General features: G+C 63.6%; 27 protein-coding genes. 9 read left to right on the top strand and 18 right to left on the bottom strand.

The window, feature by feature from the left end:
- Positions 1 to 10 precede the first annotated feature (10 nt).
- The 15 genes from gspE to gpmA all read right to left on the bottom strand — a co-directional run bounded on the left by gspE (position 11) and on the right by gpmA (position 16,463).
- Positions 11 to 1,432, bottom strand: coding sequence for a type II secretion system ATPase GspE (gspE, locus tag J2X54_RS02510; protein ID WP_070246595.1), 1,422 nt, complete (start codon positions 1,430 to 1,432; stop codon positions 11 to 13).
- Positions 1,433 to 1,448: 16 nt separating this feature from the next.
- The gene (gspD, locus tag J2X54_RS02505; RefSeq protein WP_310177367.1) at positions 1,449 to 3,800 is read right to left on the bottom strand and encodes a type II secretion system secretin GspD; all 2,352 of its coding nucleotides are present in this window, start codon (positions 3,798 to 3,800) and stop codon (positions 1,449 to 1,451) included.
- A gap of 12 nt (positions 3,801 to 3,812) precedes the next feature.
- Positions 3,813 to 4,589 carry a type II secretion system protein N gene (gspN, locus tag J2X54_RS02500; protein WP_070246597.1) on the bottom strand — a complete coding sequence of 259 codons (777 nt, stop codon included), beginning with the start codon at positions 4,587 to 4,589 and terminating at the stop codon, positions 3,813 to 3,815.
- Positions 4,590 to 4,620: 31 nt separating this feature from the next.
- Positions 4,621 to 5,133, bottom strand: coding sequence for a type II secretion system protein GspM (gspM, locus tag J2X54_RS02495; RefSeq protein WP_070246598.1), 513 nt, complete (start codon positions 5,131 to 5,133; stop codon positions 4,621 to 4,623).
- Positions 5,130 to 6,395 carry a type II secretion system protein GspL gene (gene gspL, locus J2X54_RS02490; protein WP_310177359.1) on the bottom strand — a complete coding sequence of 422 codons (1,266 nt, stop codon included), beginning with the start codon at positions 6,393 to 6,395 and terminating at the stop codon, positions 5,130 to 5,132. Before gspL ends, gspM begins: the two co-directional genes overlap by 4 nt.
- Positions 6,392 to 7,438: a type II secretion system minor pseudopilin GspK gene (gene gspK / locus J2X54_RS02485; RefSeq protein WP_310177357.1), complete on the bottom strand. Its 1,047-nt coding sequence runs from the start codon at positions 7,436 to 7,438 to the stop codon at positions 6,392 to 6,394. Before gspK ends, gspL begins: the two co-directional genes overlap by 4 nt.
- Positions 7,438 to 8,070 carry a prepilin-type N-terminal cleavage/methylation domain-containing protein gene (locus J2X54_RS02480; protein ID WP_310177354.1) on the bottom strand — a complete coding sequence of 211 codons (633 nt, stop codon included), beginning with the start codon at positions 8,068 to 8,070 and terminating at the stop codon, positions 7,438 to 7,440. The genes gspK and J2X54_RS02480 overlap by 1 nt, the downstream gene beginning before the upstream one ends.
- Positions 8,067 to 8,435 (bottom strand): type II secretion system minor pseudopilin GspI, encoded by a 369-nt coding sequence (gene gspI, locus J2X54_RS02475; protein WP_070246602.1) that lies wholly within the window; start codon positions 8,433 to 8,435, stop codon positions 8,067 to 8,069. The genes J2X54_RS02480 and gspI overlap by 4 nt, the downstream gene beginning before the upstream one ends.
- 2 nt (positions 8,436 to 8,437) lie before the next feature.
- A complete protein-coding gene (locus tag J2X54_RS02470) occupies positions 8,438 to 8,908 on the bottom strand; it encodes a GspH/FimT family pseudopilin (RefSeq protein WP_310177351.1) in 471 nt (156 codons plus the stop codon).
- A gap of 30 nt (positions 8,909 to 8,938) precedes the next feature.
- Positions 8,939 to 9,382 carry a type II secretion system major pseudopilin GspG gene (gspG, locus tag J2X54_RS02465; protein ID WP_019924706.1) on the bottom strand — a complete coding sequence of 148 codons (444 nt, stop codon included), beginning with the start codon at positions 9,380 to 9,382 and terminating at the stop codon, positions 8,939 to 8,941.
- A 208-nt stretch (positions 9,383 to 9,590) separates the two neighbouring features.
- Positions 9,591 to 11,729: an amidohydrolase family protein gene (locus J2X54_RS02460; RefSeq protein WP_310177347.1), complete on the bottom strand. Its 2,139-nt coding sequence runs from the start codon at positions 11,727 to 11,729 to the stop codon at positions 9,591 to 9,593.
- A 22-nt stretch (positions 11,730 to 11,751) separates the two neighbouring features.
- Positions 11,752 to 12,504: a HesA/MoeB/ThiF family protein gene (locus J2X54_RS02455; RefSeq protein WP_310177344.1), complete on the bottom strand. Its 753-nt coding sequence runs from the start codon at positions 12,502 to 12,504 to the stop codon at positions 11,752 to 11,754.
- An 18-nt stretch (positions 12,505 to 12,522) separates the two neighbouring features.
- On the bottom strand, positions 12,523 to 14,127 hold the full coding sequence (locus J2X54_RS02450; protein ID WP_310177341.1) for a S41 family peptidase: 1,605 nt from the start codon (positions 14,125 to 14,127) through the stop codon (positions 12,523 to 12,525).
- Positions 14,128 to 14,149: 22 nt separating this feature from the next.
- A complete protein-coding gene (locus J2X54_RS02445; RefSeq protein ID WP_404990876.1) occupies positions 14,150 to 15,682 on the bottom strand; it encodes a murein hydrolase activator EnvC family protein in 1,533 nt (510 codons plus the stop codon).
- Positions 15,683 to 15,716: 34 nt separating this feature from the next.
- Positions 15,717 to 16,463, bottom strand: a complete 747-nt coding sequence (gene gpmA / locus J2X54_RS02440) for a 2,3-diphosphoglycerate-dependent phosphoglycerate mutase (RefSeq protein WP_070246607.1) — start codon at positions 16,461 to 16,463, stop codon at positions 15,717 to 15,719.
- Positions 16,464 to 16,572: 109 nt separating this feature from the next.
- Between gpmA and J2X54_RS02435 the strand changes: the two genes are divergently transcribed.
- The 5 genes from J2X54_RS02435 to J2X54_RS02415 all read left to right on the top strand — a co-directional run bounded on the left by J2X54_RS02435 (position 16,573) and on the right by J2X54_RS02415 (position 19,513).
- Positions 16,573 to 17,028, top strand: coding sequence for a rhodanese-like domain-containing protein (locus tag J2X54_RS02435; RefSeq protein ID WP_310177336.1), 456 nt, complete (start codon positions 16,573 to 16,575; stop codon positions 17,026 to 17,028).
- A gap of 15 nt (positions 17,029 to 17,043) precedes the next feature.
- Positions 17,044 to 17,304: a glutaredoxin 3 gene (gene grxC, locus J2X54_RS02430; protein ID WP_056147205.1), complete on the top strand. Its 261-nt coding sequence runs from the start codon at positions 17,044 to 17,046 to the stop codon at positions 17,302 to 17,304.
- Between the two features lie 178 nt (positions 17,305 to 17,482).
- Positions 17,483 to 17,959 carry a protein-export chaperone SecB gene (gene secB, locus J2X54_RS02425; RefSeq protein WP_070246609.1) on the top strand — a complete coding sequence of 159 codons (477 nt, stop codon included), beginning with the start codon at positions 17,483 to 17,485 and terminating at the stop codon, positions 17,957 to 17,959.
- A gap of 73 nt (positions 17,960 to 18,032) precedes the next feature.
- Entirely contained in the window at positions 18,033 to 18,476 is a 444-nt protein-coding gene (locus J2X54_RS02420) for an SH3 domain-containing protein (protein ID WP_070246610.1), read from the top strand.
- Positions 18,473 to 19,513, top strand: coding sequence for an NAD(P)H-dependent glycerol-3-phosphate dehydrogenase (locus J2X54_RS02415; protein ID WP_310177331.1), 1,041 nt, complete (start codon positions 18,473 to 18,475; stop codon positions 19,511 to 19,513). Before J2X54_RS02420 ends, J2X54_RS02415 begins: the two co-directional genes overlap by 4 nt.
- Positions 19,514 to 19,653: 140 nt before the next feature.
- Here J2X54_RS02415 and J2X54_RS02410 read toward each other — a convergent pair whose 3' ends face one another.
- Genes J2X54_RS02410 through mscL form a run of 3 tightly spaced genes read right to left on the bottom strand, consistent with a single transcriptional unit; the run spans position 19,654 to position 21,986 of the window.
- Positions 19,654 to 20,343 carry a DUF2461 domain-containing protein gene (locus J2X54_RS02410; protein WP_070246612.1) on the bottom strand — a complete coding sequence of 230 codons (690 nt, stop codon included), beginning with the start codon at positions 20,341 to 20,343 and terminating at the stop codon, positions 19,654 to 19,656.
- A gap of 15 nt (positions 20,344 to 20,358) precedes the next feature.
- Positions 20,359 to 21,510 carry a Do family serine endopeptidase gene (locus tag J2X54_RS02405; RefSeq protein ID WP_070246613.1) on the bottom strand — a complete coding sequence of 384 codons (1,152 nt, stop codon included), beginning with the start codon at positions 21,508 to 21,510 and terminating at the stop codon, positions 20,359 to 20,361.
- A 29-nt stretch (positions 21,511 to 21,539) separates the two neighbouring features.
- On the bottom strand, positions 21,540 to 21,986 hold the full coding sequence (mscL, locus tag J2X54_RS02400; RefSeq protein WP_070246614.1) for a large conductance mechanosensitive channel protein MscL: 447 nt from the start codon (positions 21,984 to 21,986) through the stop codon (positions 21,540 to 21,542).
- 375 nt (positions 21,987 to 22,361) lie between these two features.
- On the opposite strand from mscL, the gene petA reads away from it, so the two are divergent.
- From petA to J2X54_RS02380, 4 genes are all read left to right on the top strand, one after another.
- Complete coding sequence (petA, locus tag J2X54_RS02395) at positions 22,362 to 22,970, top strand: ubiquinol-cytochrome c reductase iron-sulfur subunit (protein WP_070246615.1); 609 nt, start codon at positions 22,362 to 22,364, stop codon at positions 22,968 to 22,970.
- Position 22,971: 1 nt separating this feature from the next.
- Positions 22,972 to 24,381: a cytochrome bc complex cytochrome b subunit gene (locus J2X54_RS02390; RefSeq protein ID WP_070246616.1), complete on the top strand. Its 1,410-nt coding sequence runs from the start codon at positions 22,972 to 22,974 to the stop codon at positions 24,379 to 24,381.
- 31 nt (positions 24,382 to 24,412) lie between these two features.
- Complete coding sequence (locus J2X54_RS02385) at positions 24,413 to 25,177, top strand: cytochrome c1 (protein ID WP_310177326.1); 765 nt, start codon at positions 24,413 to 24,415, stop codon at positions 25,175 to 25,177.
- A 119-nt stretch (positions 25,178 to 25,296) separates the two neighbouring features.
- On the top strand, positions 25,297 to 25,908 hold the full coding sequence (locus J2X54_RS02380; RefSeq protein WP_017877976.1) for a glutathione S-transferase N-terminal domain-containing protein: 612 nt from the start codon (positions 25,297 to 25,299) through the stop codon (positions 25,906 to 25,908).
- The last annotated feature ends 96 nt before the right edge of the window (positions 25,909 to 26,004 follow it).

Here is a 26,004-nt window from a genome sequence, read left to right as displayed (position 1 = left end):
TCCCTAGTCCTTAATCCTTGGTCACGCGCAGCAACTCGGCCTGGGTGGTCACGCCGCTTGCCAACCAGCGCTCACCGTCCTCGCGCATGGTGATCATGCCGCTGGCCACGGCCGCCGCCTTGACTTCCGCTTCCGAGGCGCGGTTGTGAATTTGCGCGCGGATCTGCTCGGTCGTCTCGAGGAATTCGTACACGCCCACCCGGCCGGTATAGCCGGTATGGCCACAATGTTCGCAGCCGACCGGCTGCCACAGCTGGCCGTCGAAACTCTTGCAGTGACCGCACAGCTTGCGCACCAGGCGCTGCGCCAGCACGCCGAGCAGCGACGACGACAGCAGGAACGGTTCGATCCCCATGTCCAGCAACCGCGTGACAGCGGCGGCCGCGTCGTTGGTGTGCAGGGTGGCCAGCACCAGGTGGCCGGTGAGCGAGGCTTGCACGGCGATCTGCGCCGTTTCCAGGTCGCGGATCTCGCCGATCATGATCACGTCCGGGTCTTGCCGCAAGATCGCGCGCAGGGCCTTGGCGAAGGTCATGTCGATGCGGGCATTGACCTGGGTCTGGCCGACGCCATTCAAGTCGTACTCGATCGGGTCTTCCACCGTCATGATGTTGGTGGTGGTGGCGTTGAGCAGCGACAGCGCCGCGTACAGCGTGGTGGTTTTACCGGAGCCGGTCGGGCCGGTGACGAGCACGATGCCGTGCGGCTGGTTGATCAGCGCATCGAACTTGGGCAGCATGGTCGCGCTCATGCCCAGGTGGTTCAGGTCGAGCCGCCCGGCTTCCTTGTCGAGCAAACGCAGCACGGCGCGCTCGCCGTGGCCGGTGGGCAAGGTGGAGACGCGCACATCGACCGGTTTGCCGCCGATGCGCAAGGTGATGCGGCCATCCTGCGGCAGGCGTTTCTCGGCGATGTCGAGCTGCGCCATGATCTTGATACGCGAAATCAAGGAGCCGTGGATCGCCTTGCGCGGGCGCACCACGTCGCGCAGCGCGCCATCGACGCGGAACCGCACGACCGAGGTCTGCTCGAACGGTTCGATGTGGATGTCGGACGCGCTGTCGCGCAGCGCCTGCGTGAGCAGCGCATTGATCATGCGGATCACCGGGGCGTCGTCGGACGATTCGAGCAAGTCTTCGATGGCCGGCACGTCCTGCAGCAACTTGGTCAGGTCGAGGTTGGCGTCGAACTCGTCGGCCACCATCGAGGCGTTACCGCCGGCGCCGGCGTAGGCCGAGGCGATGGCGATTTCGAGGTCGGCGCGGGCCAGGTTCTTGAGCTGGATGCGGCCGAACCGGCGCGACACCTCGGCAATGGCGGCCGGCGCCGTGGCGCCGCACACCAGCACGTCGACCGTGTTCTCGGCGGTATCGCTCGGCTGCGCCAGCACTACGTAATCGCGGGCAAAGGCGAAGGGCAGAAGATTGTTCATTGCAGGCGTTCCATCATTATTGCTGCTGTGGCTGTTGTTGCGGCTGTGGTTGATACAGCGGTGGTGGCAGCTGGGGTTGCTGCGGCTGCGCAGAAGGCAGTGGCGCGATGTTCTCGGCCCGGCCCGGCACGGTTTGCGACGGCACGGTCTGGATCGGCCGCGCCATGGTGCCGCTGGCGGTCGGCTGGCCGCTCTGCATATTCGGCAGCGACGGCTGGCCCAGGTCCTTGACCAGGATGCTGTCCGGCGGTTTGATCGCCTCCTGGGCGCCGCGCATGTAATCGTAGCGGTCGGTGGCCAGGCTGGTGCTTTGATCCTTGCTGCGAATCACGACCGGGCGCAGGAACACCATCAGGTTGGTTTTCCTGCGCGAGCGTTTCTGGTACTTAAACAGGTTGCCCAGGATCGGGATGTCGCCCAGGCCCCGGGTCTTGTCCACGCTGTCGCCCTCGGTGTCTTCGATCAGGCCGCCCAGCACGATGATCTGGCCGTCGTCGGCCACCACGTTGTTTTCGATCACGCGCTTGTTGATGGTGATGCCGGCCGGCGCCGACAAGGTGGACTGGTCCACGCTCGAGGTCTCGTGGTAAATCGCCAGCTTGATGGTGCCGCCTTCGGAAATTTGCGGCCGCACCTTGAGCGTCAGGCCCACTTCCTTGCGGTCGATGGTCTGGAACGGGTTGGTGTTGGTGCCCGAGGTGGTGGTGAACTGGCCGGTCAGGACCGGCACGTTCTGGCCCACCGAAATGGTGGCCAGCTCGTTGTCGAGCGTGATCATGTTCGGCGTGGACAGCACGTTGGCGTTGCCGTCCGATTCCAGCGAACGGGCCAGCACACCGAGGCCCAGGCCGCCCGCAACCTGCTTGAAGATGCCCACGGTCAAACCAGCGCCAGGCAGGCTGGCGGCGGTGGCGGTGGCCGAGCCGCTGAGCGCCTGTGCCACGCCGAGGATGTTGTTGTTGGCCCCGGCCACGCCGGACGACTGCACGCCACCGAGGCGGTACTTGCTGTTGGCGTCGCCGGTGGCGCCCAGCCACTGCACACCGAATTCGGACGCCTTGTCGGACGATACTTCGACGATCAGCGATTCGATGTACACCTGGGCGCGGCGCACGTCGAGCTGGTCGATCACGGCGCGCAGGTTGCGATAAATCGATTCCGGTGCGGTGATGATCAGCGTGTTGGTGGTGGCGTCGGCCTGGATGAAGCCGGCCTGGCCGCCGCCGCCCTGTTGCTGCTGATTGTTATTGCCGGTCAGCAGAGGGTTGGTGGGACCGTTGGTGCCGCCGGTATTGCTGCCCGAGCCCGAATTCATGCCGGTATTGCTGCTCTGGCCGCCGAACGAATTGTTGTTCATGCCCTGGCCACCGTTGTTGCTGGTGCCGCCGCTGTTCTGGTTCGGGTTGGACGTGTCGCCCGACACCAGCGAGCGCAGGGTTTGCGCCAGCTTGGTCGCTTCGGCATTTTTCAGGTACACGACGTGGACGTTGCCCAGTTCCTGGGTCGGCTGGTCGAGCTTGGCGATCAGCGACTTGGCCAGGTTGGCGCGCGCCTGCGACGGCGCCCGCAGCACCAGCGAGTTGGTGCGCGGATCGGCCAGCACGTTGACGCGGCCGGCATCGCCGCCGGCGCCACCGGCAGCTCCGCCGCCACCGCTGGCATCCATCAGCTTGTTGATCATGGCGGCCATGTCGCTGGCGATCGCGTAGCGCACCGGGATCACGTCGAGGTCGGCCGTGGCGGGCGCGTCGAGCGCGGCGATGATTTTCGCCAGGCGCTTGAGGTTGTCCGCGTAATCGGTAATCACCACCGTGTTGTTGCCGGGGTTGGCGTTGATGGTGTTGTTGGGCGAGATCAGCGGGCGCAGCACGGTGACCACGTTGTTGGCCGACTCGTAATTGAGCTGGAAGATCTGGCTGACGATCTGGTCGCCCTTGATCTGGGTAGGCGCCGAGCCCACTTGCGTGGGCGACGACTGCAGCTTGGCGTCCGCTTCCGGCACCACCTTGGCGTAGCCGTCGCCGCTCACCACCGCAAAGCCCTGCAGGCGCAGCGCCGAGGTCAGCAAACTGAACGCCTGCGACTTGGTGATCGATTTTTCCGACACCAGGGTCAAGGTGCCCTTCACGCGCGGGTCGATCACGAAGGTGATATTGGTGTAATGGCCCACGGCCTTGATCACCGATTCGATGTCGGCGCCGACGAAATTGAGCGCGGCGGCGTCATCGGCAGGCGCGGCCTTGGCAGCGGCGTGCGCGACGCCCGGCAGCAGCGCCGTGGCGGCAGGCGCCACCAGCGCGCAGCACAGCATCGCAGCAGCGTTCAGGCGGCGCAGCGCGGGAAGTTGGGTTGGGCTCTGTTTTTTCATGGGGCTGAACTTTTAAGAATGGAACTCTAAAGCGATGATGGTGCGGTCGGTGCCGGGACGGCGCTGGCCTAGCAAGGTCAGCAGGTTGGCCAGTACGTCGTCGTATCCTTGTGCTGCTTCGGCCTGCCCGGAAAAATTCAGGCGGCCACGGTTGAGGTTACCGCTGCCGCTGAGCAGCAGGGGTCCCTTGACGGAGCTCAGCGTGAGCGCCGCCTGCTGGCCGCGCCAGTCGAGCGCCAACGCATAACTGCCGAGCGGGCGCACCGGCGCCAGCCGCGACGACATGTCGGTCATCTCCAGCGTGGTGCGGCCGTTGACGCCGATCTGTTTCTGGTCGAGCGCCAGCTCGAGGCCGGTCCACGACAGGCGCATGGTGCCGCTCGGCGCCAGCGTGTTCAGCGGCGCGCCCAGCCCGGCCAGGCCCTCGGCCGGCAGCAGCAGCGCCGACGGACTCAGTTGCCACTGCGACCAGCTGCCCTTGAAGGTGACCGGCTGCGCCAGCGCCTGCGGGTTTTCCAGCCGCAGATCGACCATGCCGATCAGCGCCAGCGGCGACACGGTCCAGGTAAAGCGCCCCGGCAGCAGCGGCGTGACCGGGCCATTGCCGCCGGCCGCGCCGCCGATAAACGCGGAGCCGCGCCACAGCGTACCCTGCGCGTCGCCCAGGGTCAAACGCCCGCCCGTGCGCTGCTCGACCAGCGCGCCGAGCCAGGCGGCGGGAAAGAAGATGGCCAGCGTCAACAGCACGCTGAGCACGCAGGTGCTTACCCACAGCAGGGCGCGCTTCACGGACGGGCTTTCAGGATCATCTGGGCTGTTGTCATTGCTGGCTCTGGCGCAAGGTGATATTGCCGTTGACCATGCCGGCCACGTCCTGCGCGACAAAATTGGCGTCCTGCACGGCGATGCGGCTGTCCACCCGCGCCGCTTCGAGCCAGGTCACCACGGCCGCGAACGGCACGTTGGTGAGCTGGATCCTGGCGTATTCGCCGGTGATGTTGACGGTGGGCGAACCCAGGCCTTGCGCAGCCAGGCTGGCGGCCAGGCTTTCGCGCGTCATTGGTGGCGGCGCGATATTGTTCTGGCCGCGCAGGGCGATCGCTTCGCGCGCGAGCGCCTGCATTTCAGCTGCCTGCTGGCGTTTGAGCGGCAATTCGGTTGCCAGCCGGGCACGTCCGGACAGCGCCGGGTCGAGCAGCACGCCGTAGAACAGGCCGAGGACCAGCACCACGCCGCCCACTCCCAGGAACTTGCGTTCCTGCTCGGTGCGCGCCATCCAGAAGGTGGTGGCGCGCCCGCGCAGGTCTTGTATTTTTTGATCGAACTTGCTCATGCCACTGATGCCTTCGCCGATGGTTTAGGGGTGGCCTGGCGGCGAATCTGCCAGGTGCCCGGCGTCGCTTCGGTCAGCTCCAGCTGGCGCGCCTGCAAGGCGGTGCGCAGCAGCGCCATGGCGGCGCCGTCCACCGTATTGGGTTTGACCTTGACCTGCAGGGCGCGTTCGCGGTAATCGATGCTGGCGACCACGTCGCGCTTGGGCAAGGTGGCCAGCACCTCGCCCACGTCGATCGACAGCGCCAGGAAGCTATCGGTCGGCGCCTGGCCGTCGCCGCCCTTGGCGCGCTCCACGTTCTGGCGCATTTGCCGGATCGGGTCGGTACTGACAGGCTGGTTCGGGTACGCCGACTGGAACGCCTGCGTCATCGATTGCTCGACTGCAGCCATTTCGCGCTTTTGCCCGAAGTAGTCGATATTGAGGCCCACCACGTTGACCAGCAGCGCCAGCGCGGCAAAGCGCAGCGGCCAGCGCCAGCGGCGCCATTCGCGCGCGGCAGCACCAGAAGTGCCGAGCGCCGGCGACAGGTCGAGGCCGGCGGCGCGGGCCGAGGCCACCCAGTGTTCCCAGCGGTCTTCTTCCAGCGTCAGGCTGTCGCCGTTCTGGTTCACTTCGGCCAGGTGCGGGGCGAACAGCTTGGCGTCGTCGGCCGGTACATACAGTGTGACCGGCTCGGCGCCGGCCAGCGCGCGCACCGTCTGCAGCGCGGCCAGCGGCTGCGCCGGCAGGGTCAGGCCGAGGCCGTCGAACTGGTCGCGGCGCATGGTCAGTTCGAAACCGGCATCGTTGGTGTGCAGGCTGGCCGAGACCGAACCGGGCTGGAACGGCAGGCACAGCTGCGCCGGCACCGCCGACACGCTATGCGCGCCCTGGGCGATCAGCGCCTGCACCAGCACCTCGAGCCAGGCGCGCTGCGCCACGGCCACCGTGCGCAGGCCGTCGGGGGCCGTGGCGGACGCAGCCAGCACGCAGTCGGCCACATCGCCCAGTACGTGTTCTTCCACCAGCGCCGGCAGCGCCGCCTTCAGGCGCGCCGGCGCCAGCGGCGGCGTCTTTACGCGCAGCAGCGTCACGTCGGAGGCGGCCAGCAACAGGGTCACGCGGCGGGCCGAGGCCACCATCGCGCCGAGGTTGCCCAGCGGCGCGTTGCCCTGTTGTTGCACAGCGCCGCCGTCGGCCACGAGGGCAAACGCGCAGGTTTGCGCGGCGCCGCTGTCGACGCTGGCCTTGGCCGGGTAGCGGATAAATAAAGTAGTCAAAATTCTCGCTTTCGTTGATCGCCGTTCTCGTTTTCGCGTATCCACAACACCTTGCTCTGCCCCGCGTTATCGCGCTGCAGCAGCGACACCGCGTCAAGCGCGGCCCGGTCCAGCCGCACCCGGCTGTAGACCAGGAAGAAATCGCTCTTCACACCGAAAAGCAACCCTTGCACAGGCAGACGGTTGGCCGCCCCGAGTTGCGACTGGCCCGTATAGTCTGTCGTAGTACGGTAAAACCCCCCGCGCTTGCGCGCGTTCACCATCACGTTGGCGTCGGCCAACGGCAGGCTCGGCGACAGCGCCGCCAGCAATTCCGGCGCTGCCGTGTTCAAGTTAAGCTCGGTGCGCTGCGGCAGAATGATCAAAAAGTCCCGCAACCGCTCCATCGCCGGCTGCGTAAAGCCGCTCACCGTCAGCAGATCGTCCACCCGCACCAGTCCCATCGGCTCGCCACCCTGTTGCTGTTGCTGTTGCTGCTGCAGGGGCGGCGTCACCGTGCCCGCCCCCGCCTGCGGCGGGGCCGGCGGCTGGCTGCTGGCGACCTGCCTGGCCAGCGGCAAAGCCAGGGCGGGATCGAGCTGCAAGACGGTCAGCAGGCGTTGGAACATCGCGACATCGACCTGGCTCACCGTATTGCCGGTGGTCAGATTGGTCAGATTGTAACGCGACTGCGCATCGACAATCCGGCCCGACAGCGTGGCATTGAAATTCTCGTTCTCGCGCTGCTCGCGTTCGATGTAATCGTCGATCCTGGTTTCCTCGAGCGGCTGGGCCCAGATGCCGTTTTCGATCGTCAAGCCTCCCTTGCTGAAAAAGTCGGTCTGCAAGATCAGCCGGCTCAGGCTGAGCGCGCCGCGCACGATCCAGCGCGTCTGGAATTGCAGGCGCTGGTTTTCCATCGAGCGCACCTGCACCTGCTGCTGCCAGAACAGGCTGGCCACGATGGTCACCGCCAGCGTGGTCAGCAGCAAGGCGGTCACCACCGCCACGCCGCGCTGGCGCAGCAGTGTGCGGGGCTGCCGGTGCCTGCTTTGCCCGGCCATCACAATTCCCCCAGCAGATAGGATTTCACCAGCGGCGCTTCCTGTCCCTGCACCGCCAACGTCACTTCCAGCCCGGTGGGCACGCCGGTACCGCTGACCGGCGCGGTGCCGTTGGCCGGCAGCCACTGGTTGTCGGCCCAGTAGCGCATGGCCATCGCCTGCACGCCCGATTGCAAGACCACGCTGGCCGACGTATCGGTGTCGCCCAGCGCAGCCTGCCACAGCGTGTCGAGCTCGCGCAGGTCGCGGGTGGGATTCGACTCGCGCCGCACCAGCACGCCATCATCGCGCACCCGGTATGAGACCACCAGCAGCCGGGTTGGTTCATTTTCCAGCATCGACATGCGCACCAGCGTGATGCGGTTATTGTCGGCCGCGATCATCGGGCGGCGATTCAGGTACGCGGTGCCGGCCAGGTTGGACGTGTCGCTTTGCAGCTGGGCGAACGCCAGTTGCAGGCCGCGCGTGTAGGCCATTTCGGCGGTCAGCTTGTCGCGCGAGCGGATGATGCCGTCGAGGCCGCGCCAGCCGAGCACCGCCACGAAGGCCAGGATGGTAATTGCCACCAGCAACTCGATCAGCGTAAAGCCGCGCTGGCGCGGACGGTGGTTCAGCGGGGACTGCGCCATCATGGACTGAGCACCTGCGCCAGCTTGATGATGCGGCGTTCCGGGTTGGCCTGGTCGTACACGCTCACTTCCACCCGGCGAAAGCGCGGATTGGCGGTGGCGATCACGGCCTCCTCGCACATCAGCTTGATGTCGCCTTGCGGGCATTCGTAGGTTTGCTTGCCGATGGCCGGGTACACGCGGGCCAGGCTCAGTTGCACCAGGCGGTTCTCGGCCGACCAGGTGGCCATCATGGACGCGCGCAGGCCGGCGCTGTTCTGGGTCAGGCTGCCCACGGCGCGCAGCGACGCACCGAGCGCCGTGCCCACGATGACCAGGGCGACCAGCACTTCGAGCAGGGTAAAGCCGGAGGATGAAGAGCGGCGCATGGTCAATCCACGGTAAAGTGACCGACGCCATCGGCGCGGATGGCGACGCTGCTGCCGTTGATGCTGGCCATGGTCAGCACGAACGGCTTGTCCACCGGTTCGCGGCCGAACACGATGCGCATCACGCCGTCCTGCACATTCGGTTGCGGGTCGAGCAGCAAGGTGTAGGGGCCGCGCTTGAACTCGCGCGCGCGCAGCAGGTCGTCCTGCACCGCCACGTCCCACTGGCGGCCGTTGCGGATCAAAAAGCGGTAGCCGTCGCTGCTGGCCTCGAACGCCACTTGCCGGTTGCGCACAATGGCTTCGTCGCGCGCCATTTGCAGCAGCAGCGCGATGCGCTGCGCCTCCTGGTGCACGGTCTGGCGCTGGTCGGGCATGGCGTTGAGCGAGACTAGCCCCAGGGTGATGCCCAGGATGACCATCACCACCAGCAATTCAATCAGCGTGAAACCACGCGCGCGGCCCGCTACCATGGGCGTTGTCCTTAAAATAATACCGGGTGCTTACTCGTCCCAGGAACCGATGTCGGCATCGTCGCCGGTGCCGCCCGGCTGGCCGTCGGCGCCCAGCGAGTACACATCGACCTCGCCCTTGACGCCCGGCGACAGGTACTGGTACGGCGCGCCCCATGGATCTTTCGGGGTTTTCTCGATGTAGCCGCCCGCTTTCCAGCCGTTGGCGGCCGGGCCGCTGGTCGGTTTTTCGCGCAGCGCCTGCAGGCCCTGCTCGGTGGTCGGGTAGCGCTGGTTGTCGAGCTTGTACAGTTTGAGCGCCTGCATGATGGTGGCGATGTCCACCTTGGCGGCGGCCACCTTCGATTCGCCGGTACGGCTGAGCAACTTGGGCACGACCAGCGCGGCCAGTACGCCCATGATGACCACCACCACCATGATCTCGATCAGGGTGAAGCCACGGGCGGCGCGTCGGGAAAGAGATAACTTTTTCATAATCTGGTGCAATAATTAGTGAGTGCAGAGTATAAGGCCGAAACACGTTCATCGAACCAGTCGCGACCATGATTTTTGCGCGCCGGTGCTGAAGAATGGCTTAATTGGCGCCGGACTTTGCATGGTTTTACTGCTTGCCCGCTGCCTGTCACACGGCGGTCACAGCGCTGTCACGCGGTTGTCACATGCGTTGTTACATGCGCTGCCATCAATCATGCTTGCGCGCGCTGCCTTCGATGCGTTGCAGCGCGCCATCGTTGCCACCGCCACCGACGGCCTGCCCCGAGCTTGCGGCCAGCGCAGATTGCTGCACCACCGGCGGCGGCGTTTCGACAAACGACTTGATGCCCAGCGCGGCGTCGATCTGGTTCGGGTAGATGATGAAGCCGCGCGTGATCACGGCCGAGACCTTGCGCACGTCGCGGATATCCCTGGTCGGATCGCCATCGACCAGCACCAGGTCGGCCAGCTTGCCCGCCACGATGCTGCCGCGGTCGTTGCTGGTGCGCGTATAGCGGGCGCCGTTGCGGGTAGCCACTTGCAGCGCCTGCGCCGGCGTCAACCCGGCCTTGACCAGCAGCGCCAGTTCCGAGTGCAGGGTAAAGCCCGGCACGTCGTCGGTGCCAGCGACGATCGGCACACCAGCGCGGTACATCACGCCGACGAAATCGACCATCCTGGCATACGATTTTTCGTAGCGCTTTTCCTTGTCGGCCGGGATCTTCATGGTGCCGACCGAGAAGCTTCGTTTGACGTCGGGCGGCATGTAGTCGGCGAAGTCGGCATACGGCTCGTTGACGTCGCCGTCGCGCTGCTTCAGGAAGGCGAACGCCGACAGGGTCGGGTCGATCGAAATCTGCTTCTTGGCCAGCTGCGCCAGGAAATCCTTGACCGGTTTCGAATTGAGGTCGAGGTCGGCCACTTTTTCGGCCGGCAGCACGAAGCGGTTCAGGTTGCGGGTTTCGGTGTCGGGCTTGACGAAGAAATTGAGCATCACCTGGTTGATGTGCTGGATTTCGTCGTAGCCGGCGTCGAGCGCCTGCTGGGCGCGCAGGCCGGCGGGCACGTGGCCGGAGACGCGCATGCCACGGCTGTGAGCGTACGCCACGGTGTCCTTCAGGATGTCTTTCGGGAACGAGTTATAGATCTTCAGTTGCGGATAGCCGCGCTGGGCATACCAGTCGATCGCATTTTTGGCGCCTTCGAGATCCTTGACCAGGAAGCCGCCGTTGGCGCTGTACGGGCTTTCCCCCTCCAGGAAGCCGGTCGGTACCACTTGCGGCGCCAGCAGCTTGCCAGCGGCGGTTTCGTCGAGCATTGCCTGCAGCTGGGCATTGTCGTTGCCCATGTCGCGCACGCTGGTCACGCCGGTGGAGATGTTGAGCGCGCCCGACCAGCGATCGACGTGGCCGTGCATGTCGAACAGGCCCGGCAGCACGATGCGGCCGCCGGCGTCGATGACGTTGTTGGCAGCACGCGTGGGCGAGCCGGCCGGCATGACTGCGGTGATGCGTCCGCGCAGCAGGTAGATGTCCGATGGCTGGCCGACGGTGGCCTTGTCGCTGTCGAAGATGCGGGCGTTGCGCACCACGGTCAAGCCGTCAAGCGGGTGTTGCAACTTGGCCGCCACGTCGGTCAGCATCTGCGCCTCGGCAGCCTTTTGGCGGCGGGCCAGGTCGGGGATGGCGTCCTGCCAGCCTTGCTCGAGCATCGACAAAAAGCCGGGAATTACCACCGCGAACAGGCGCGGCCTGTCGCCGGTGGTGGCCCAGTAAAACGATGGCGACAGGCCGATGCCGGTCAGCGCCAGCAGCTGCACGGTCTGCTTCTCGCCCTTGGCGTTGGTCACTTCCGTCGTTTCCAGCTTGGTCTGCGACAGCGTGCCGGTCGGTAGCAGCGCGATCTTGCCATCCCTGGAGGCGGCCAGCGCGGTAATCGCATTCGATACCACTTCGAACGAGCTGTTCAGTGGCACATAGCTGGCCGGCGCGTCCACGGTGGCACGGCCCTGGTCGGACGTGGTGGTCCACTCGGCCAGGTTGCCCTGGCGCGTAAAGCGCTCGTCCACCACCGCGCCAAAGGTGGAATTGCCCTTGACCTGGTATTCGGTCATCAACAGGTCGGGGCCGAGGCGGAACTGCTCGGTCAGCTCGGGGCCCCGACCGTTGTTCTTGTACGTGAAACGCACGGTGGTGCGGCCGTCGTCCTGGCGCTCGACCACCTGCTCGCCCATCTGCTTGTTGCTCTCGTTGAGGATGAGGAAAGTGGTCGTGGTGGCGGCATGGGCGCCGTGGGCCAGCAGCACGAAGGTAGCAGCCAGGGCCAGCGGAAGTGCGCGTTTCAGCATGAGGGGTCTCTCCGGGTAATCGTTATGGTGCGTGCCCACAGACCGGGCAGTGGTCGTTGCGGGCCACGGCGATGCTGGTCCATTCCATGTACAGGCCGTCGAGCATCAGCAGGCGGCCGGCCAGCGACTGGCCCACGTCCATCAACAGTTTCAAGGCTTCGGCCGCCTGCATGGCGCCGACCACGCCCACCAGCGGCGCGAACACGCCCATGGTGGAGCACGCCACGTCTTCGAAATGTTGATCCTGCGGGAACAGGCACGAGTAGCACGGCTGGTCGCCGCCGCGCGGATCGAACACGCTGACCTGGCCATCGAAACGGATCGCCGCGCCCGACACCAGCGGCTTGCACTGCGCCACGCAGGCGCGGTTGACGGCATGGCGGGTAGCGAAGTTGTCGGTGCAGTCGAGCACGACGTCGGCGGCCGCCACCAGCTGCAACAGGCGCTCATCATCGACCCGTTCGGTGAGCGCGGTAATCGTGATCTCTGGATTGATCTGCGCCATGGTATCGCGGGCCGAGTGCGCCTTGGGCTGGCCGACGCGGTCGGTGGTGTGGGCGATTTGCCGTTGCAGGTTGGTCAGATCGACCACGTCGTCATCGACGATGGTGATGTGCCCTACCCCGGCCGAGGCCAGGTACATGGCTGCCGGCGAGCCGAGGCCGCCGGCGCCGATCACCAGCGCGTGCGACGCCAGCAGGCGCTGCTGGCCCTCGATGCCGATCTGGTCCAGCAGGATGTGGCGCGAATAGCGCAGCAGTTGCTCGTCGTTCATGTGGCAGCCGCCAGCCGATTATTGCGCGGCCGGCTGGGGTTGCGTTGGTTGCGGGGCGGCAGCTTCCGGCTTGGGCTTGGGCAGCTGCAGGGGTTTGTCGGTTGGCTTGGTGGCAGGCTTGGCTGGCTTGTCGCCTGCCTTGCCGCCGGGCTCGCCGTCAGGCTTGAGATCCGACTTGGACGCGCCGCTGGCCGCGCCAGGCGCCTCCTTCGGCTCCACCTTGGACAGTTGGACCGGCAAACCCTTGAAATGGTTCAATGCCTGGGTCAACTGGAAGTCTTCCTTGGTGCCAAATTCCACCGGCTTGATTTTTTTGGCCAGCGCGATCAGGCGCTGTTCTTCTTCCAGGCTGTCGCGGCGGGCGTTCAGGGCTTTTTGCTCGGCAGCTTCGGCGGCCGGGTCCTTGTCGTTGCCCAGGTGTTTTTGCAGGTCCGATTCGCGCATGCGCAGGCTGTTCAAGCCGTCGCCGTCGGCGGTTTCATCGACCATCAGGTCGGGCACGATGCCACGCGCCTGGATTGCCCGGTTCTTCGGCGTGTAGTAGCGCGCGGTGGTGATCTTGACGGCGGTGTCGGCGGTAAGCTGGCGCAGGGTTTGCACCGAGCCCTTGCCGAAGGTCTGCGTGCCCATGATGGTGGCGCGCTTGTAATCCTGCAGGGCGCCGGCGACGATTTCGGACGCCGACGCCGAGCCGGCATTGACCAGCACCACGATCGGCACATCCTTGACGCCGGCCGGCAGCTTGGCCAGCGGGTCGCCCTTGCCGCCCTGGGCATAGAACTCGGGGCGCGCATAAAAGGTTTCCTTGGCGCTGGCCAACTGGCCGTTGGTGGACACCACCGCCGCATCGCGCGGCAGGAACGCGGCCGAGACGCCGATGGCGCCCGGCACCACGCCGCCCGGATCGTTGCGCAAGTCCAGCACCAGGCCCTTGAGGTTCGGCTCCTTGGCGTACAGCTCGTTGATCTTCTTGACCATGTCGTCGAGCGTCGGCTCCTGGAACTGCGAGATGCGCAGCCAGGCGTAACCAGGCTCGATGATCTTGCCCTTGACGCTCTGCACGCGGATTTCCTGGCGCACGATGGTCATCGTCAGCGGCTTGTCCTCGTCCTTGCGGCTCAAGGTCAGCGTGACCTTGGAGCCGGGCTCGCCGCGCATCTTTTTCACACTCTCGTCGAGGTTCATGCCCTTGATGGGCGTGCCATCGATGCGGGTGATCAGGTCGCCGGCCTTGATGCCGGCCTTGAAGGCGGGCGTATCTTCGATCGGCGACACCACCTTGATATAACCGTCCTCGGCGCTCACTTCCACGCCGATGCCGACGAACTTGCCAGCCACGGTGTCGCGCATGTCGCGGAATGCCCGCTTGTCGAGGTACACCGAGTGCGGATCGAGCGAGGAGACCATGCCGGCGATGGCGTCGGTGACGAGCTTCTTGTCATCGACCGCTTCCACGTAGTCGGTCTTGATCAGCCCGAACACATCGGACAACTGGCGCAATTCGGCCAGCGGCAACGGCGCGCCGGTGACTTTTTGTGCAATGGCGGAAAATTGCATGGAAGCGGCAACGCCTGCCACCATGCCGATACCGATCAGACTGATACTCTTGAACTTGTTTGCCATTGGTTTCCGCATGTGTGTAGAACTAGAACTTCACCCAGCCCGACGGATCGAAGGCCGCGCCGCGCAGGCGAAGCTCAAAGTATAGCCCCGATTCCTCGTTGCCACCGCTGTTGCCCACGCTGGCAATGGCGTCGCCGGCCTTGACCACGTCGCCGGGACGCTTGAGCAGCGACTGGTTGTTACCGTAAATACTCATGTACTGGCCGCCATGATCGACAATGATCAGGTTGCCGAAGCCGCGCAACCACTCGGCAAACACCACCCGGCCACCGGCCACGGCGTGGATCTCGGCGCCTTCGGCAGCCTTGATGAACACGCCCTTCCAGGCCGGGCCGTCGCCGCGCTTGCTGCCGTACTTGGCCGCCACGCGGCCGTTGACCGGCGCCCGCATCTGTCCCTTGAGGCTGGCAAAGGCGCCGGCCGGCGCGGCGGGAGCGAGCGCAATATCGGCGGCCTTGGCAGGCGGCTCTTTCGGTTCCTTGACTTCCGGCGGGGCCGGCGTGGCAGTGACTTTCGGTTCGTCGGCGTCGATCGGGTCGAGCTTGACCGGTGGCGCCGGCGGCGGCGTGACCGGCGTTGGCGTTTGCGGTTTGATGGTGCCCGATTTGCCGGCATTGGCCACGGCGGCAGCCCTGGCGGCGGCCTCCCTGGCTGCGGCGGCGCGCGCCAGGCGCTGGCGCTCGGCTTCGGCGGCCCGGGCCTTGGCCAGCGCACGTTGTTCCGCTTCGGCCTTGGCCTTGGCGGCGGCGCGGGCGGCAGCCAGCTGTTCCTGGCGGCGCTTTTCGGCGGCGGCAGCAGCGGCTTGTTCCTCGATCAGCTTGTTCAGGCGCGTGACCAGGCCGCCGAGGCGCTGCTCGTCGCGCTCGACATTGCCCACTTCCTTGCGCTGCGCCACCAGCTTGTTCGACAGCTGCGATAGCAGCGCCGCGCGGCGCGCCTTTTCCTGCTCCAGCTTGTTCTTTTGCTGCAATTGCTCCTGTGCAATCTCACCCAGTTCGTCCTTGGCGTTCTGGGTGGCGGCCTGGTTGTCTTCCACCGCCTTGAGACTGGCGCGCAGGCCTTCCAGCAACTTGGCCTGGGCTTGCGAGACGTACGACAGCATTTGCAGGTCGCGGTTGATGCGGTTCGGGTTATCGCCCGAGAGCAGCAGCTTGATGCGGTCCTCGTTGCCGGCCACGTAGTGCTGGCGCAGCATTTGCGCCAGTTGCTGCTGCTGGTCTTTCACGGTCGCACTCAGGCGCTCGCGCTCGGTACCGAGCGCGGTCAGCTTGCTGTTGGTGTCTTGTTGTTCCTGTTGCAGGTCGCGCAAGGCGCGGTTGGCGTCCGAAATCGCCGCCTCGGATTCGGCCAGGGTGTCGGCCGCATCTTCCTTGGCGCTCTCGGTCTTGCCGATATCTTTCTTGAGGGCGGTGAGTTTTTGCTGCAAGCCGGCGCGTTCGGCCTCGGCCAGCGCCTTTTGCTTGCTGCGTTCGGTCGGCTTGCCCGGCGCGGCGTGCGCAACCGGGACCGCCATCGAAGTTGCCAACGAGGCAGTCACCAGCAGCGCGGCGGACATGCCGCGCCAGTTACTAAGAGAAAAAGAAGACAAATTACTTGGCCTTGCCCTGGTTGGCGACCGCAGCTTGCGCTGCCGCGATGGCGTCGGCGTCGCCGAGGTAGTAGTGGCGGATCGGTTTCAGGTCGGCATCGAGTTCATACACCAGCGGCTGGCCGTTGGGGATGTTAAGGCCCACGATGTCGTTGTCGCTGATGCCGTCGAGCATCTTGATCAGGGCGCGCAGGCTGTTGCCGTGGGCCGAGATGATGATCTTCTTGCCGGCGCGGATGGCCGGGGCGATTTCCTCGTCCCACACCGGCACCACGCGCGCTACGGTGTCTTTCAGGCATTCGGTCAGCGGAATCTGTTCTTTCGACAGGCCGGCGTAGCGCGGATCGTTGAACGACACGCGGTCGTCGGATGCTTCCAGTGCCGGTGGCGGGGTATCGTAGCTGCGGCGCCATACCAGCACCTGCTCGTCGCCGTACTTGGCGGCGGTTTCGCCCTTGTCCAGGCCTTGCAGGGCGCCGTAGTGACGCTCGTTCAGGCGCCAGTCGTTCTTGATCGGCAGGTACATCATGTCCATTTCGTCCAGCGCCAGCCACAGCGTGCGCACCGCGCGCTTGAGCACCGAGGTGTAGGCCAGGTCGAAGGTGAAACCCGATTCCTTGAGCACCTTGCCCGCAGCCTTGGCTTCGTTGCAGCCTTTTTCGGTCAGATCGACATCGGTCCAGCCAGTGAAGCGGTTCGACAGGTTCCAGGTGGATTCGCCATGGCGCATGAATACGATTTTGTACATGTGAATATCTTCAAAGAAAGGTGAGTAAAGAAGTGAATGAGTAAGTGGGTAAGTTCGATCGCTGCTTCTATTTTATAATGCGCGGATTCATTTAAACCATTGGAACCCTGTGAAATTCTTCATTGACAATATTTTCCTGATCGCCGTGGTGCTCGTTTCCGGTGGCGCCCTGCTGTTCCCGATGCTGACCCAGCGCGGCAAGCGCGCCACCCCGGCCGACGTCACGCTCTTGATTAATCGCAGCAAGGCCACCATTGTAGATGTACGCGAGGCGAAAGACTTCGCGCTTGGCCACCTGCCGGACGCGAAGAACATCCCGTTTGCCGAATTCGACCAGCGCATCGGCGAACTGGACAAGTTCAAAAGCCGTACCATGGTCGTTGTATGCCAGACTGGCGGCATGCGCGCGTCCACCGCTGCGACCAAGCTCACCAAGGCCGGTTTCACCGACGTGGTGACGCTCGACGGCGGTATTGCCGCGTGGAAAAAAGCCAACCTGCCGCTGGCAAAACCGTCGGCGGCCAAGCCATCGCTGGCGAAATCGCCGGTGAAACAAGCCAAATAATTGGAAGGAAGCATGATGACTGCCGAAGTGACGATGTACACCACCGCCGTGTGCCCCTATTGCATCCGCGCCGAGCGCCTGCTCGAAGCGAAGGGCGTGACCGACCTGAAAAAAGTCCGCGTGGACCTCGATCCGCAGCAACGCATGCTGATGATGGAAAAAACCGGTCGCCGCACCGTGCCGCAGATTTACATCGGCGACACCCATGTGGGCGGCTTCGACGACCTGTATGCGCTGGACCAGGCCGGCAAATTGACGCCGATGCTCAACGGTTGATGGAACTTTCCGGTCAATTGCAAGACCAAATACAACGTCGGCCCAGAAAGTCTTGGTTGCCATGATGGTTTTGATACAATTGCCTTCGCGTTGATTTGAGCTGTAGCATTGCCCATACCAAGCACAACTTATACTGAACGGCCACGGCCGTTCTTGTTCACCATAACGAAAGCGCTCCATGTCTGAAGAAAATCTGCAACCAGTATTCCAAATCCAACGCGTCTACCTGAAAGACATGTCGCTGGAACAACCGAACTCGCCAGCTATCTTCCTGGAACAGGAAGCGCCAAGCATCGAAGTCGCCCTGGACGTCGGCGCCGAGCCACTGGCTGACGGCATCTTCGAATCGACCGTGACCATCACCGTCACCGCCAAGGTCAACGACAAGGTCGCTTTCCTGGTCGAAGGCAAGCAAGCCGGTATCTTCGAAGCCCGCAACATTCCAGCCGACCAGCTGGATCCGCTGCTGGGCATCGGCTGCCCGAACATCGTGTACCCTTACCTGCGCGCCAACATCGCCGACGTGATCACCCGTGCCGGCTTCCCGCCAGTGCACCTGGCCGAGATCAACTTCGAAGTGTTCTACCAGCAGCGCCTGCAAGCCGTGGCCGAAGCCGCCGCTGCCGCACCAGCCGACAGCACCACCACGCACTAAGCATTAGCCAGTAGTAGCATCCGCCGCCGGTGGATCTTTTCCCCGGCGGCTGTTTCACCAGACAAGGTAAGCAATGACAATTCCCCGTTTGATCGCCGCCCTGGCCATGACGCTGGCCGCTGCCGCCAGCCAGGCATACGATTTCAAAACGGTGGGCGCCGCACCAGCGGTGCTGTACGACGCGCCTTCCACCAAGGGTGGCAAACTGTTCGTGGTGCCGCGCGGCGCCCCGCTCGAAGTAGTGCTCACCTATGGCGAATGGATCAAGGTCCGCGATATCAACGGCGACATGGCCTGGACCGAAGCGCGCAATCTCACCGGCAAGCGCAACGTCATCGTGCGCGCCGCCAACCTGAAAATCCGCAGCACCCCTGACGACGCCGCCACTGCGGCCTTTACCGCCGACAAGGGCGTGCTGCTCGAAGTACTCGATACCGCCGCCGGCGGCTGGCTCAAGGTCCGCCATAAAGACGGCGTGACCGGCTACGTCAAGAACGCCGACATCTGGGGCGTATGATCCCCGCTCCACACACCGCAGTGGCAGGTACCCGCAAGGTGACCGTGCTGGGCGCTGGCGCCTGGGGCACGGCCGTGGCCATGGCATTGGCCCAGCGCCACGACGTGCTGCTGTGGGGCCGCAACGCCGCCGCCCTGCGCGCCATGGGCGAGGCCCGCGAAAATACCGATTACCTGCCCGGCCACCCGTTTCCCGAGCGGCTGCACGTGGCCGGCAGTTTTGAAGCAGCCCTGGCCCATGCAGCCGGCCTTGATGGCCTGCTGATCGCCGCCTGCCCGGTGGCCGGCCTGCGGCCCCTGCTCAAACAACTGAAACCCCACAACGTCGCCCACGTGGTATGGCTGTGCAAGGGTTTCGAATACGATACCGGCTTGCTGCCGCACCAGATCGTGCGCGAAGAGCTTGGCGACGGTGTTGCCGGCGGCGCCCTGTCCGGCCCATCGTTCGCGCAGGAAGTGGCGCGCGGCCTGCCGTGCGCGCTGACCATCGCTTCCACCGACTGCAAGCTGCGCGAGAGCGTGGTGGCAGCCGTCCACGGCGGCAACGTGCGCGTGTACTCGAGCGAAGACCTGGTGGGCGTGGAAGTGGGCGGCGCGGTCAAGAATGTGCTGGCCATCGCTACCGGCGTGGCCGACGGCCTGGGCCTGGGGCTCAATGCCCGCGCCGCACTGATCACGCGCGGCCTGGCCGAAATCACCCGCCTCGGTACCGCCCTGGGCGGCCAGGCCGAGACCTTCATGGGCCTGACCGGCATGGGCGACCTGATTCTGACCTGCACCGGCGACCTGTCGCGCAACCGCCGCGTCGGTCTGGCGCTGGCGCAAAACAAAGCATTGGACACCATCGTGCAGGAGCTGGGCCACGTGGCCGAGGGCGTGCCGTGCGCAAAAGCCGTGCGCGAGCTGGCGGCGCGCATCGGCGTCGAGATGCCGATCACCAACGCGGTGGCCGGCGTGCTGTTCGACGGCGACCAGCCGCAGGCGATGGTACTGCGCCTGCTGGCGCGCGATCCGCGCGACGAGAAGGTGCTGCGCTAAGAAAGGTGCAGCACTCAGCGTTAGCAACAGATCCGTCATTTCCGCGCAGGCGGGAATCCAGGTTCCATGCGTTACCGGGATGCGGCACAATTGGGTCCCCGCCTACGCGGGGATGACGGAGCAAAGTCTAGCGTCACCGGTCACTCCTCTACGATCTCCTCCTTCGCACCCCGCATCCACTCCACCAGCGGCAACGCATCCTTCAAGCCACTGGCAATCATCGGCACCAGCAGCTCCGGCTGGTTGAGCGGCAAGTCGATCTCGGTCCACACGAAAAAACTCTTGAGCTTGATGTACTCGATGTGCTCATGCGCCGGATCAAAACCCTTGGGCGGACGCATCAGCTTGCCTTCGTCGCGGATATCGCCAAACGTCAGTTTCAGCTTTTTATTCTTCAACACCTTCTTGAACCCGGCCGCATCATCGACCATGTGCTGGCGCAGCGCTTTCAGGCGTCCGGCCGGCGGCATGTATTCGCCGGCGCCGAACAACAGCCGGCCCGAACCGTCGATCTGCATGTAGTAGGTGGGGCCGCCGGCCTTGCTGGGACGGCGCATGTCGTTGGGAGCCACGGCCGCCGAAAAGCGGGTTTTATACGGGCTTTTATCGTGCGCGAAGCGGACGTCGCGGTTGATGCGAAACATCGCCTTCTTCGGATTGCTGAACTTGACCGCCGGATCGAACTTGCCCAGTTCGGCAATCATGCCGGTGACCACTTGCAGGAATTCTTCGCGCAGGATGTCGTAGCGCGGCTTGTTCATCACGAACCAGGGACGGTTGTTGTTCTCCGCCAGTTCGCGCAAAAATTGCGTCAGATCGCGTAAATGCATGAGTGTTACTGAACCTTATTTGGGGGGCGGGCGCTTGCCGACGGTAACGTCGAGCGTGGTCTCGCGGCTCTTGCGCAGGACCTTCATTTTAGCTTTTTCCCCTGGAACCAGTTGGGCGATCTGATTGAGCATGCCGGTGGTGTCGCTGACCGGCTTGTCGTCCACCGACAGCAGGATGTCGCCGGGCCGCACGCCGCCCTTGTAGGCCGGGCCGTTGCGCACCACGCCGGCGATCATGGCGCCGTTCTGGCGCGGCAGGCTGAAGCTGCGCGCCAGTTCCGGCGTGATGTCCTGCGTCTCCACGCCGATCCAGCCGCGCACCACGTGACCGGACTTGATGATCGCTTCCATCACGGTCTTGGCCGTGCTCATAGGGATGGCAAAACCGATCCCCACCGAGCCGCCCGACTGCGAATAAATCGCCGAATTAATCCCCAGCAAATTGCCGTGGGTATCGACCAGTGCGCCACCCGAGTTGCCGAAGTTGATCGCGGCATCGGTCTGGATGAAATTTTCGAAATGGTTGATGTGCAGGTTGTTGCGGCCCAGCGCGGAGATGATGCCCATGGTCACCGTCTGACCGACGCCGAACGGATTGCCGATCGCCAGCACCACGTCCCCTACCTGGGCCTGCTCGGCCTGGCCCAGCACGATCACCGGCAACTTTTCCAGCTTGATCTTGATCACCGCCAGGTCGGTCTCGGGATCGGTACCGACGACCTTGGCGGCAGCCTTGCGGCCGTCGGCCAGCATCACTTCGATCTCGTCAGCCGCTTCCACCACGTGGTTGTTGGTCAGGATATAACCTTCGGCCGAGACGATCACGCCCGAGCCGAGGCTCGAATCCTCCTCGTCGCCTTCATCGCCGAAGAAGCGCTTGAAGAACGGATCTTTCATCAACGGATGCTTGCTGCGCTTGGGCCGCTTGCTGGTGACGATGTTGACCACGGCCGGCATGGCGCGCGCGGCGGCGTTGCGGTAAGAGCCACCCGCCAGCGCCGGCGGCTTCGATGGACCGGCCTCGAGCATCGGAGCGGGCCGCTCGGCGCTGCCCATCTGCTGCAGGCGCACGGGTACCCCACGGTCGGTGACAACCGCGGTGTAGACAAAATACAGTGCCAGCGCGACGGTGACCGTTTGCGCAAACAACAACCAGAGTCGTCGCATAATTCAACCCGCCGGAAGCGGGCGTCCTCTTAATTCTTGAGTGGATCGTTGCTGTGCTTGAGCGAATCGCGAATCTCGCGCAGCAGCACGATATCTTCCGGCGTCGGGGCCGGTGCGGCAGGTGTGGCCGGCTTTTCCAAACGTTGGCGTGCGCGGTTCATCAGGCGTACCATCTGGAAGATGATAAAGGCCAGGATGATGAAGTTCAGCAGGATGGTGATGAAGTTACCGTAGGCGAACACTGCGCCGAGTTTTTTGGCTTCTTCCAGGGGCAGACTGTGGGCTTGGCCATTGAGCGGAATGTAGTAGCTGGCGAAGTCCAGGCCGCCGAACAGGATACCGATCGGGGGCATGATGATGTCCTTCACCAAGGAATCGACGATCTTGCCGAAGGCGCCGCCGATGATCACACCGACTGCCAGATCGACGACGTTGCCCTTCATCGCGAATTCTTTGAATTCTTGCATCATTGCCATATTTTTATCCCTCGACGTGTGGTCTTTTGTTTACAAAACTGCCCAAGGATCATACTATTTTTTCAATTGGATTCCAAACACCCTTGCCGTTTGCACACATTGACAAGGAATTGGTTTAAGTTTGACCTATATCAATAAAATAAAAAACAGGGGACGATTCAATAGCGCACCGTACGCGGAAAACTGGCGCAAATCGGCGGAAGCTGCTCGTGTTACTTTCGAGAAAGCTTTTCCCGCCTTGTGGAACTCCCCTTCCCTTATAATTTTTGAGGTTGCAAGAAGCACACAAGTGCTCGGGACTTGGTCGGTTCTCCGGAGCATACGCGCTTTACGGCAGGCAGATTTTTGTTGGCACTTTGACAGATTGGGGTAAGAATGGGTAACGAAAAACACATCGATTCAGGTCGTCGCAGCTTGCTCGTCGCGACGGGCGCGGCGGGTGGCGTGGTAGGACTGTGCACGGCGGGGGCGCTGGTCTCCACCTTCCAGCCATCTGAACGGGCCAAGGCGGCCGGTGCGCCGGTCGAGGTCGACATCGCCGCCCTCAATCCGGGCGAAATGGTCACCGTCGAGTGGCGCGGCAAGCCGGTCTGGGTGCTCAAGCGCACGCCCGAAATGGTAGCCTCGCTCAAGAAAACCGACGGCAAGGTGGCCGATGCCGAATCGAAACGCAATCCCGACGAATTCACGCCCGAATACGCCCGCAACGAATGGCGCTCGCGCAAGCCCGAAATCCTGGTCGCGGTCGGCATTTGCACCCACCTCGGCTGTTCACCGTCCTCCAAGTTCCAGCCCGGTCCGCAGCCATCGCTGCCCGACGACTGGGAAGGCGGCTTCCTGTGCCCGTGCCACGGCTCCACCTTCGACATGGCCGGCCGCGTCTTCAAGAACAAACCGGCGCCGGACAACCTCCAGGTTCCACGCTATATGTACCTCACCGACACCAAGCTCGTGATCGGCAAAGACGAGAAAGGCGAGGCATAACATGGCGTTCAAGGAGACCAAACTGCCGGCCAATGCACCGGCCGCAAAAAAGGCGCTGGGCTGGGTCGATGACCGCTTCCCGCTGACCAAGCTGTGGAACGATCAATGGGGCAAGTACTACGCCCCGAAAAACTTCAATTTCTGGTACATCTTCGGCTCGCTGGCGATGTTGGTGCTGGTGCTGCAAATTGTCACCGGCATCTTCCTGACCATGCACTACAAGCCGGACGCCACGTTGGCGTTCGCTTCGGTCGAGTACATCATGCGCGAAGTGCCGTCGGGCTGGCTGGTGCGGTATATGCACTCCACCGGCGCCTCGGCCTTCTTCATCATCATCTACCTGCACATGACACGGGCGCTGCTGTACGGTTCGTACCGCAAGCCGCGCGAGCTGATCTGGCTGTTCGGCTTTGCCATCTTCCTGTGCCTGATGGCCGAAGCGTTCTTCGGCTACCTGCTGCCATGGGGCCAGATGTCGTACTGGGGCGCGCAGGTGATCGTCAACCTGTTCGGCGCCATTCCCGTGATCGGCCCCGACCTGTCGTTGTGGATCCGTGGCGACTACGTGGTATCCGACGCCACCCTGAACCGCTTCTTCGCCTTCCACGTGATCGCCATTCCGCTGGTGCTGCTGGGACTGGTGGCGGCCCACCTGATCGCGCTGCACGAAATCGGTTCGAGCAACCCGGACGGCATCGAAGTGAAGGAAAACCTCGGTCCCGACGGCCATCCTCTCGACTCCATCCCGTCGCACCCGTACTACACGGTGCACGACCTGTTCGGCGTGTCGATATTCCTGCTGATCTTCAGTTGCGTGGTGTTCTTCGCGCCGGAAATGGGCGGTTACTTCCTCGAGTACAACAACTTCCTGCCCGGCGACTCGCTCAAAACCCCGCTGCACATCGCTCCAACCTGGTACTTCACGCCGTTCTACTCGGTGCTGCGCGCCACCACGGCCGACTTCATGTGGGTGCTGATGTGCTTTGTGGCCGCTTACACCGTGTTCATCTGGCTCAAGTCGCGCCTGTCGTTCATCACCAAGATCGTCATTGCCGTGATCGCCCTGCTGGCGATTATCGGCATGCTGCCGCAGGTGCTGGACGCCAAGTTCTGGGGTGTGGTGTTCTTCGGCGGCTCGGTGGTGATCCTGGCTTTCATGCCGTGGCTCGACCATTCGCCGGTGAAGTCGATCCGCTACCGCCCGACCTGGCACAAGTATGTGTACGCCGTGTTCTTCCTGTCGTTCCTGACCCTGGGCGTGCTCGGTACGCTGCCGCCGACCGAGGGCCGCACCATCATTTCGCAAGTGTGCACCCTGTTGTACTTCAGCTTTTTCCTGTTCATGCCGTGGTGGAGCACGATGGGCACGTTCAAGAAAGTGCCCGACCGCGTGGTTTTCCATCCGCACTGAGCCGCTGAAACCCGTACATAAAGGACAAGACATGAATTTTGCGAAGAAACTGCTGGCTGCGCTGGCCCTGGTGCCGGCGCTGGTACTGGCGAATGAAGCCGCTTTCCCTTACGATAAGGCCCCTGACCGCTCGAATAACATGGCAGCACTGCAACATGGTGCAAAATTATTCGTCAATTACTGTTTGAACTGTCACAATGCGTCCTCGATGCGGTACAACCGCCTCAAGGACCTGGGACTGACGGATGCGCAGATCCGCGATAACCTGTTGTTTACGGCAGATAAAGTGGGCGCCCTGATGACTACCTCCATGAATCCGAAGGACGCCAAGGCGTGGTTTGGCGCGGTGCCGCCGGATTTGTCGGTGATCGCGCGGGCCAAGGCGTCGGGTTCGGGCAGCGGGTCGGATTACCTGTACACGTATCTGCGCACGTTTTACAAGGACGATACCCGCCCGAACGGCTGGAACAACCGGGTGCTGGAAAACGCCGCGATGCCGCATGTGTTGTGGGAATTGCAAGGCATCCAGAAGATCAAGATGAAGGACGTGCCTGATCCGCACGAGCACGGCAAGACGATCCACCAGTTCGACGGCTTCGAACAAGTCGCGCCGGGCACCATGAGTAAGTTAGAATTCGATAACGCGGTGGCCGACCTGGTTGGCTACATGCAATGGATGGCGGAGCCGGCGGCGCAAACCCGCAAGAAACTGGGCGTGGTGGTGGTCTTGTTCCTGTCCCTGTTTGTCTTGCTGGCCTGGCGTTTGAACGCGTCGTACTGGAAAGAAGTGAAATAATCGAGAGCGCCGGAGCAGACTTCGGCGCTTGTTTTTGCGATGCCCGCCTGAGCGGGCAATCGGTTCTGGGGTGATCCGTTCGACGGCTCGCCCCCTTTGTTTCTAAGGAACTATAACAAATGATGGTTCTCTACTCGGGCACTACCTGCCCATTCTCGCAACGTTGCCGCCTGGTGCTGTTTGAAAAAGGCATGGACTTCGAAGTACGCGACGTCGACCTGTTCAACAAGCCGGAAGACATTTCGACCATGAATCCGTATGGTCAGGTGCCGATCCTGGTCGAGCGCGAATTGATCCTGTACGAATCGAACATCATCAACGAGTACATCGACGAGCGCTTCCCGCACCCGCAACTGATGCCGGCCGATCCGCTGATGCGCGCGCGCGCCCGCCTGATGCTGTTCAACTTCGAGAAAGAACTGTTCGTCCACGTGCACGTGCTCGAAAGCGAACGCGCCAAGGGCAACGACAAGAGCCACGACAAGGCCCGCGCCGAAATCCGCGACCGCCTGACCACGCTCGCGCCACTGTTCCTGAAGAACAAGTACATGCTCGGCGACGAATTCTCGATGCTGGACGTGGCCGTCGCGCCGCTGCTGTGGCGTCTGGACCACTACGGTATCGAGCTGTCGAAGACCGCCGCGCCGCTGATGAAATACGCCGAGCGTATCTTCTCGCGCCCGGCCTACATCGAAGCGCTGACCCCGTCCGAAAAAGTGATGCGTCGTTAATCACAGGGCGCAGTCGCGCCCCGTGTTGAATGCTGCAATAGTTGATCATCGGCGCGCCGCCGTACGTTTTACAGCGGCAGCGCGCCGAGTGTTACC

Origin of the sequence: Duganella sp. 3397 (assembly GCF_031456625.1) — a bacterium.
GTDB classification, from domain to species: Bacteria; Pseudomonadota; Gammaproteobacteria; order Burkholderiales; family Burkholderiaceae_D; genus Rugamonas; species Rugamonas phyllosphaerae.
Note: the sequence above shows the minus strand (reverse complement) of the source record. Positions and strands in the feature narration are given on the sequence as shown.

Coding starts and splice junctions, on each gene's coding strand:
- gspE (WP_070246595.1), bottom strand. CDS start 1,432: ATGAACAATCTTCTGCCCTTCGCCTTTGCCCGCGATTACGTAGTGCTG.
- gspD (WP_310177367.1), bottom strand. CDS start 3,800: ATGAAAAAACAGAGCCCAACCCAACTTCCCGCGCTGCGCCGCCTGAAC.
- gspM (WP_070246598.1), bottom strand. CDS start 5,133: ATGAGCAAGTTCGATCAAAAAATACAAGACCTGCGCGGGCGCGCCACC.
- gspK (WP_310177357.1), bottom strand. CDS start 7,438: ATGGCCGGGCAAAGCAGGCACCGGCAGCCCCGCACACTGCTGCGCCAG.
- J2X54_RS02480 (WP_310177354.1), bottom strand. CDS start 8,070: ATGATGGCGCAGTCCCCGCTGAACCACCGTCCGCGCCAGCGCGGCTTT.
- gspI (WP_070246602.1), bottom strand. CDS start 8,435: ATGCGCCGCTCTTCATCCTCCGGCTTTACCCTGCTCGAAGTGCTGGTC.
- J2X54_RS02470 (WP_310177351.1), bottom strand. CDS start 8,908: ATGGTAGCGGGCCGCGCGCGTGGTTTCACGCTGATTGAATTGCTGGTG.
- gspG (WP_019924706.1), bottom strand. CDS start 9,382: ATGAAAAAGTTATCTCTTTCCCGACGCGCCGCCCGTGGCTTCACCCTG.
- J2X54_RS02460 (WP_310177347.1), bottom strand. CDS start 11,729: ATGCTGAAACGCGCACTTCCGCTGGCCCTGGCTGCTACCTTCGTGCTG.
- J2X54_RS02455 (WP_310177344.1), bottom strand. CDS start 12,504: ATGAACGACGAGCAACTGCTGCGCTATTCGCGCCACATCCTGCTGGAC.
- J2X54_RS02450 (WP_310177341.1), bottom strand. CDS start 14,127: ATGGCAAACAAGTTCAAGAGTATCAGTCTGATCGGTATCGGCATGGTG.
- J2X54_RS02445 (WP_404990876.1), bottom strand. CDS start 15,682: ATGTCCGCCGCGCTGCTGGTGACTGCCTCGTTGGCAACTTCGATGGCG.
- gpmA (WP_070246607.1), bottom strand. CDS start 16,463: ATGTACAAAATCGTATTCATGCGCCATGGCGAATCCACCTGGAACCTG.
- grxC (WP_056147205.1), top strand. CDS start 17,044: ATGACTGCCGAAGTGACGATGTACACCACCGCCGTGTGCCCCTATTGC.
- secB (WP_070246609.1), top strand. CDS start 17,483: ATGTCTGAAGAAAATCTGCAACCAGTATTCCAAATCCAACGCGTCTAC.
- J2X54_RS02420 (WP_070246610.1), top strand. CDS start 18,033: ATGACAATTCCCCGTTTGATCGCCGCCCTGGCCATGACGCTGGCCGCT.
- J2X54_RS02415 (WP_310177331.1), top strand. CDS start 18,473: ATGATCCCCGCTCCACACACCGCAGTGGCAGGTACCCGCAAGGTGACC.
- J2X54_RS02410 (WP_070246612.1), bottom strand. CDS start 20,343: ATGCATTTACGCGATCTGACGCAATTTTTGCGCGAACTGGCGGAGAAC.
- J2X54_RS02405 (WP_070246613.1), bottom strand. CDS start 21,510: ATGCGACGACTCTGGTTGTTGTTTGCGCAAACGGTCACCGTCGCGCTG.
- mscL (WP_070246614.1), bottom strand. CDS start 21,986: ATGGCAATGATGCAAGAATTCAAAGAATTCGCGATGAAGGGCAACGTC.
- petA (WP_070246615.1), top strand. CDS start 22,362: ATGGGTAACGAAAAACACATCGATTCAGGTCGTCGCAGCTTGCTCGTC.
- J2X54_RS02390 (WP_070246616.1), top strand. CDS start 22,972: ATGGCGTTCAAGGAGACCAAACTGCCGGCCAATGCACCGGCCGCAAAA.
- J2X54_RS02385 (WP_310177326.1), top strand. CDS start 24,413: ATGAATTTTGCGAAGAAACTGCTGGCTGCGCTGGCCCTGGTGCCGGCG.
- J2X54_RS02380 (WP_017877976.1), top strand. CDS start 25,297: ATGATGGTTCTCTACTCGGGCACTACCTGCCCATTCTCGCAACGTTGC.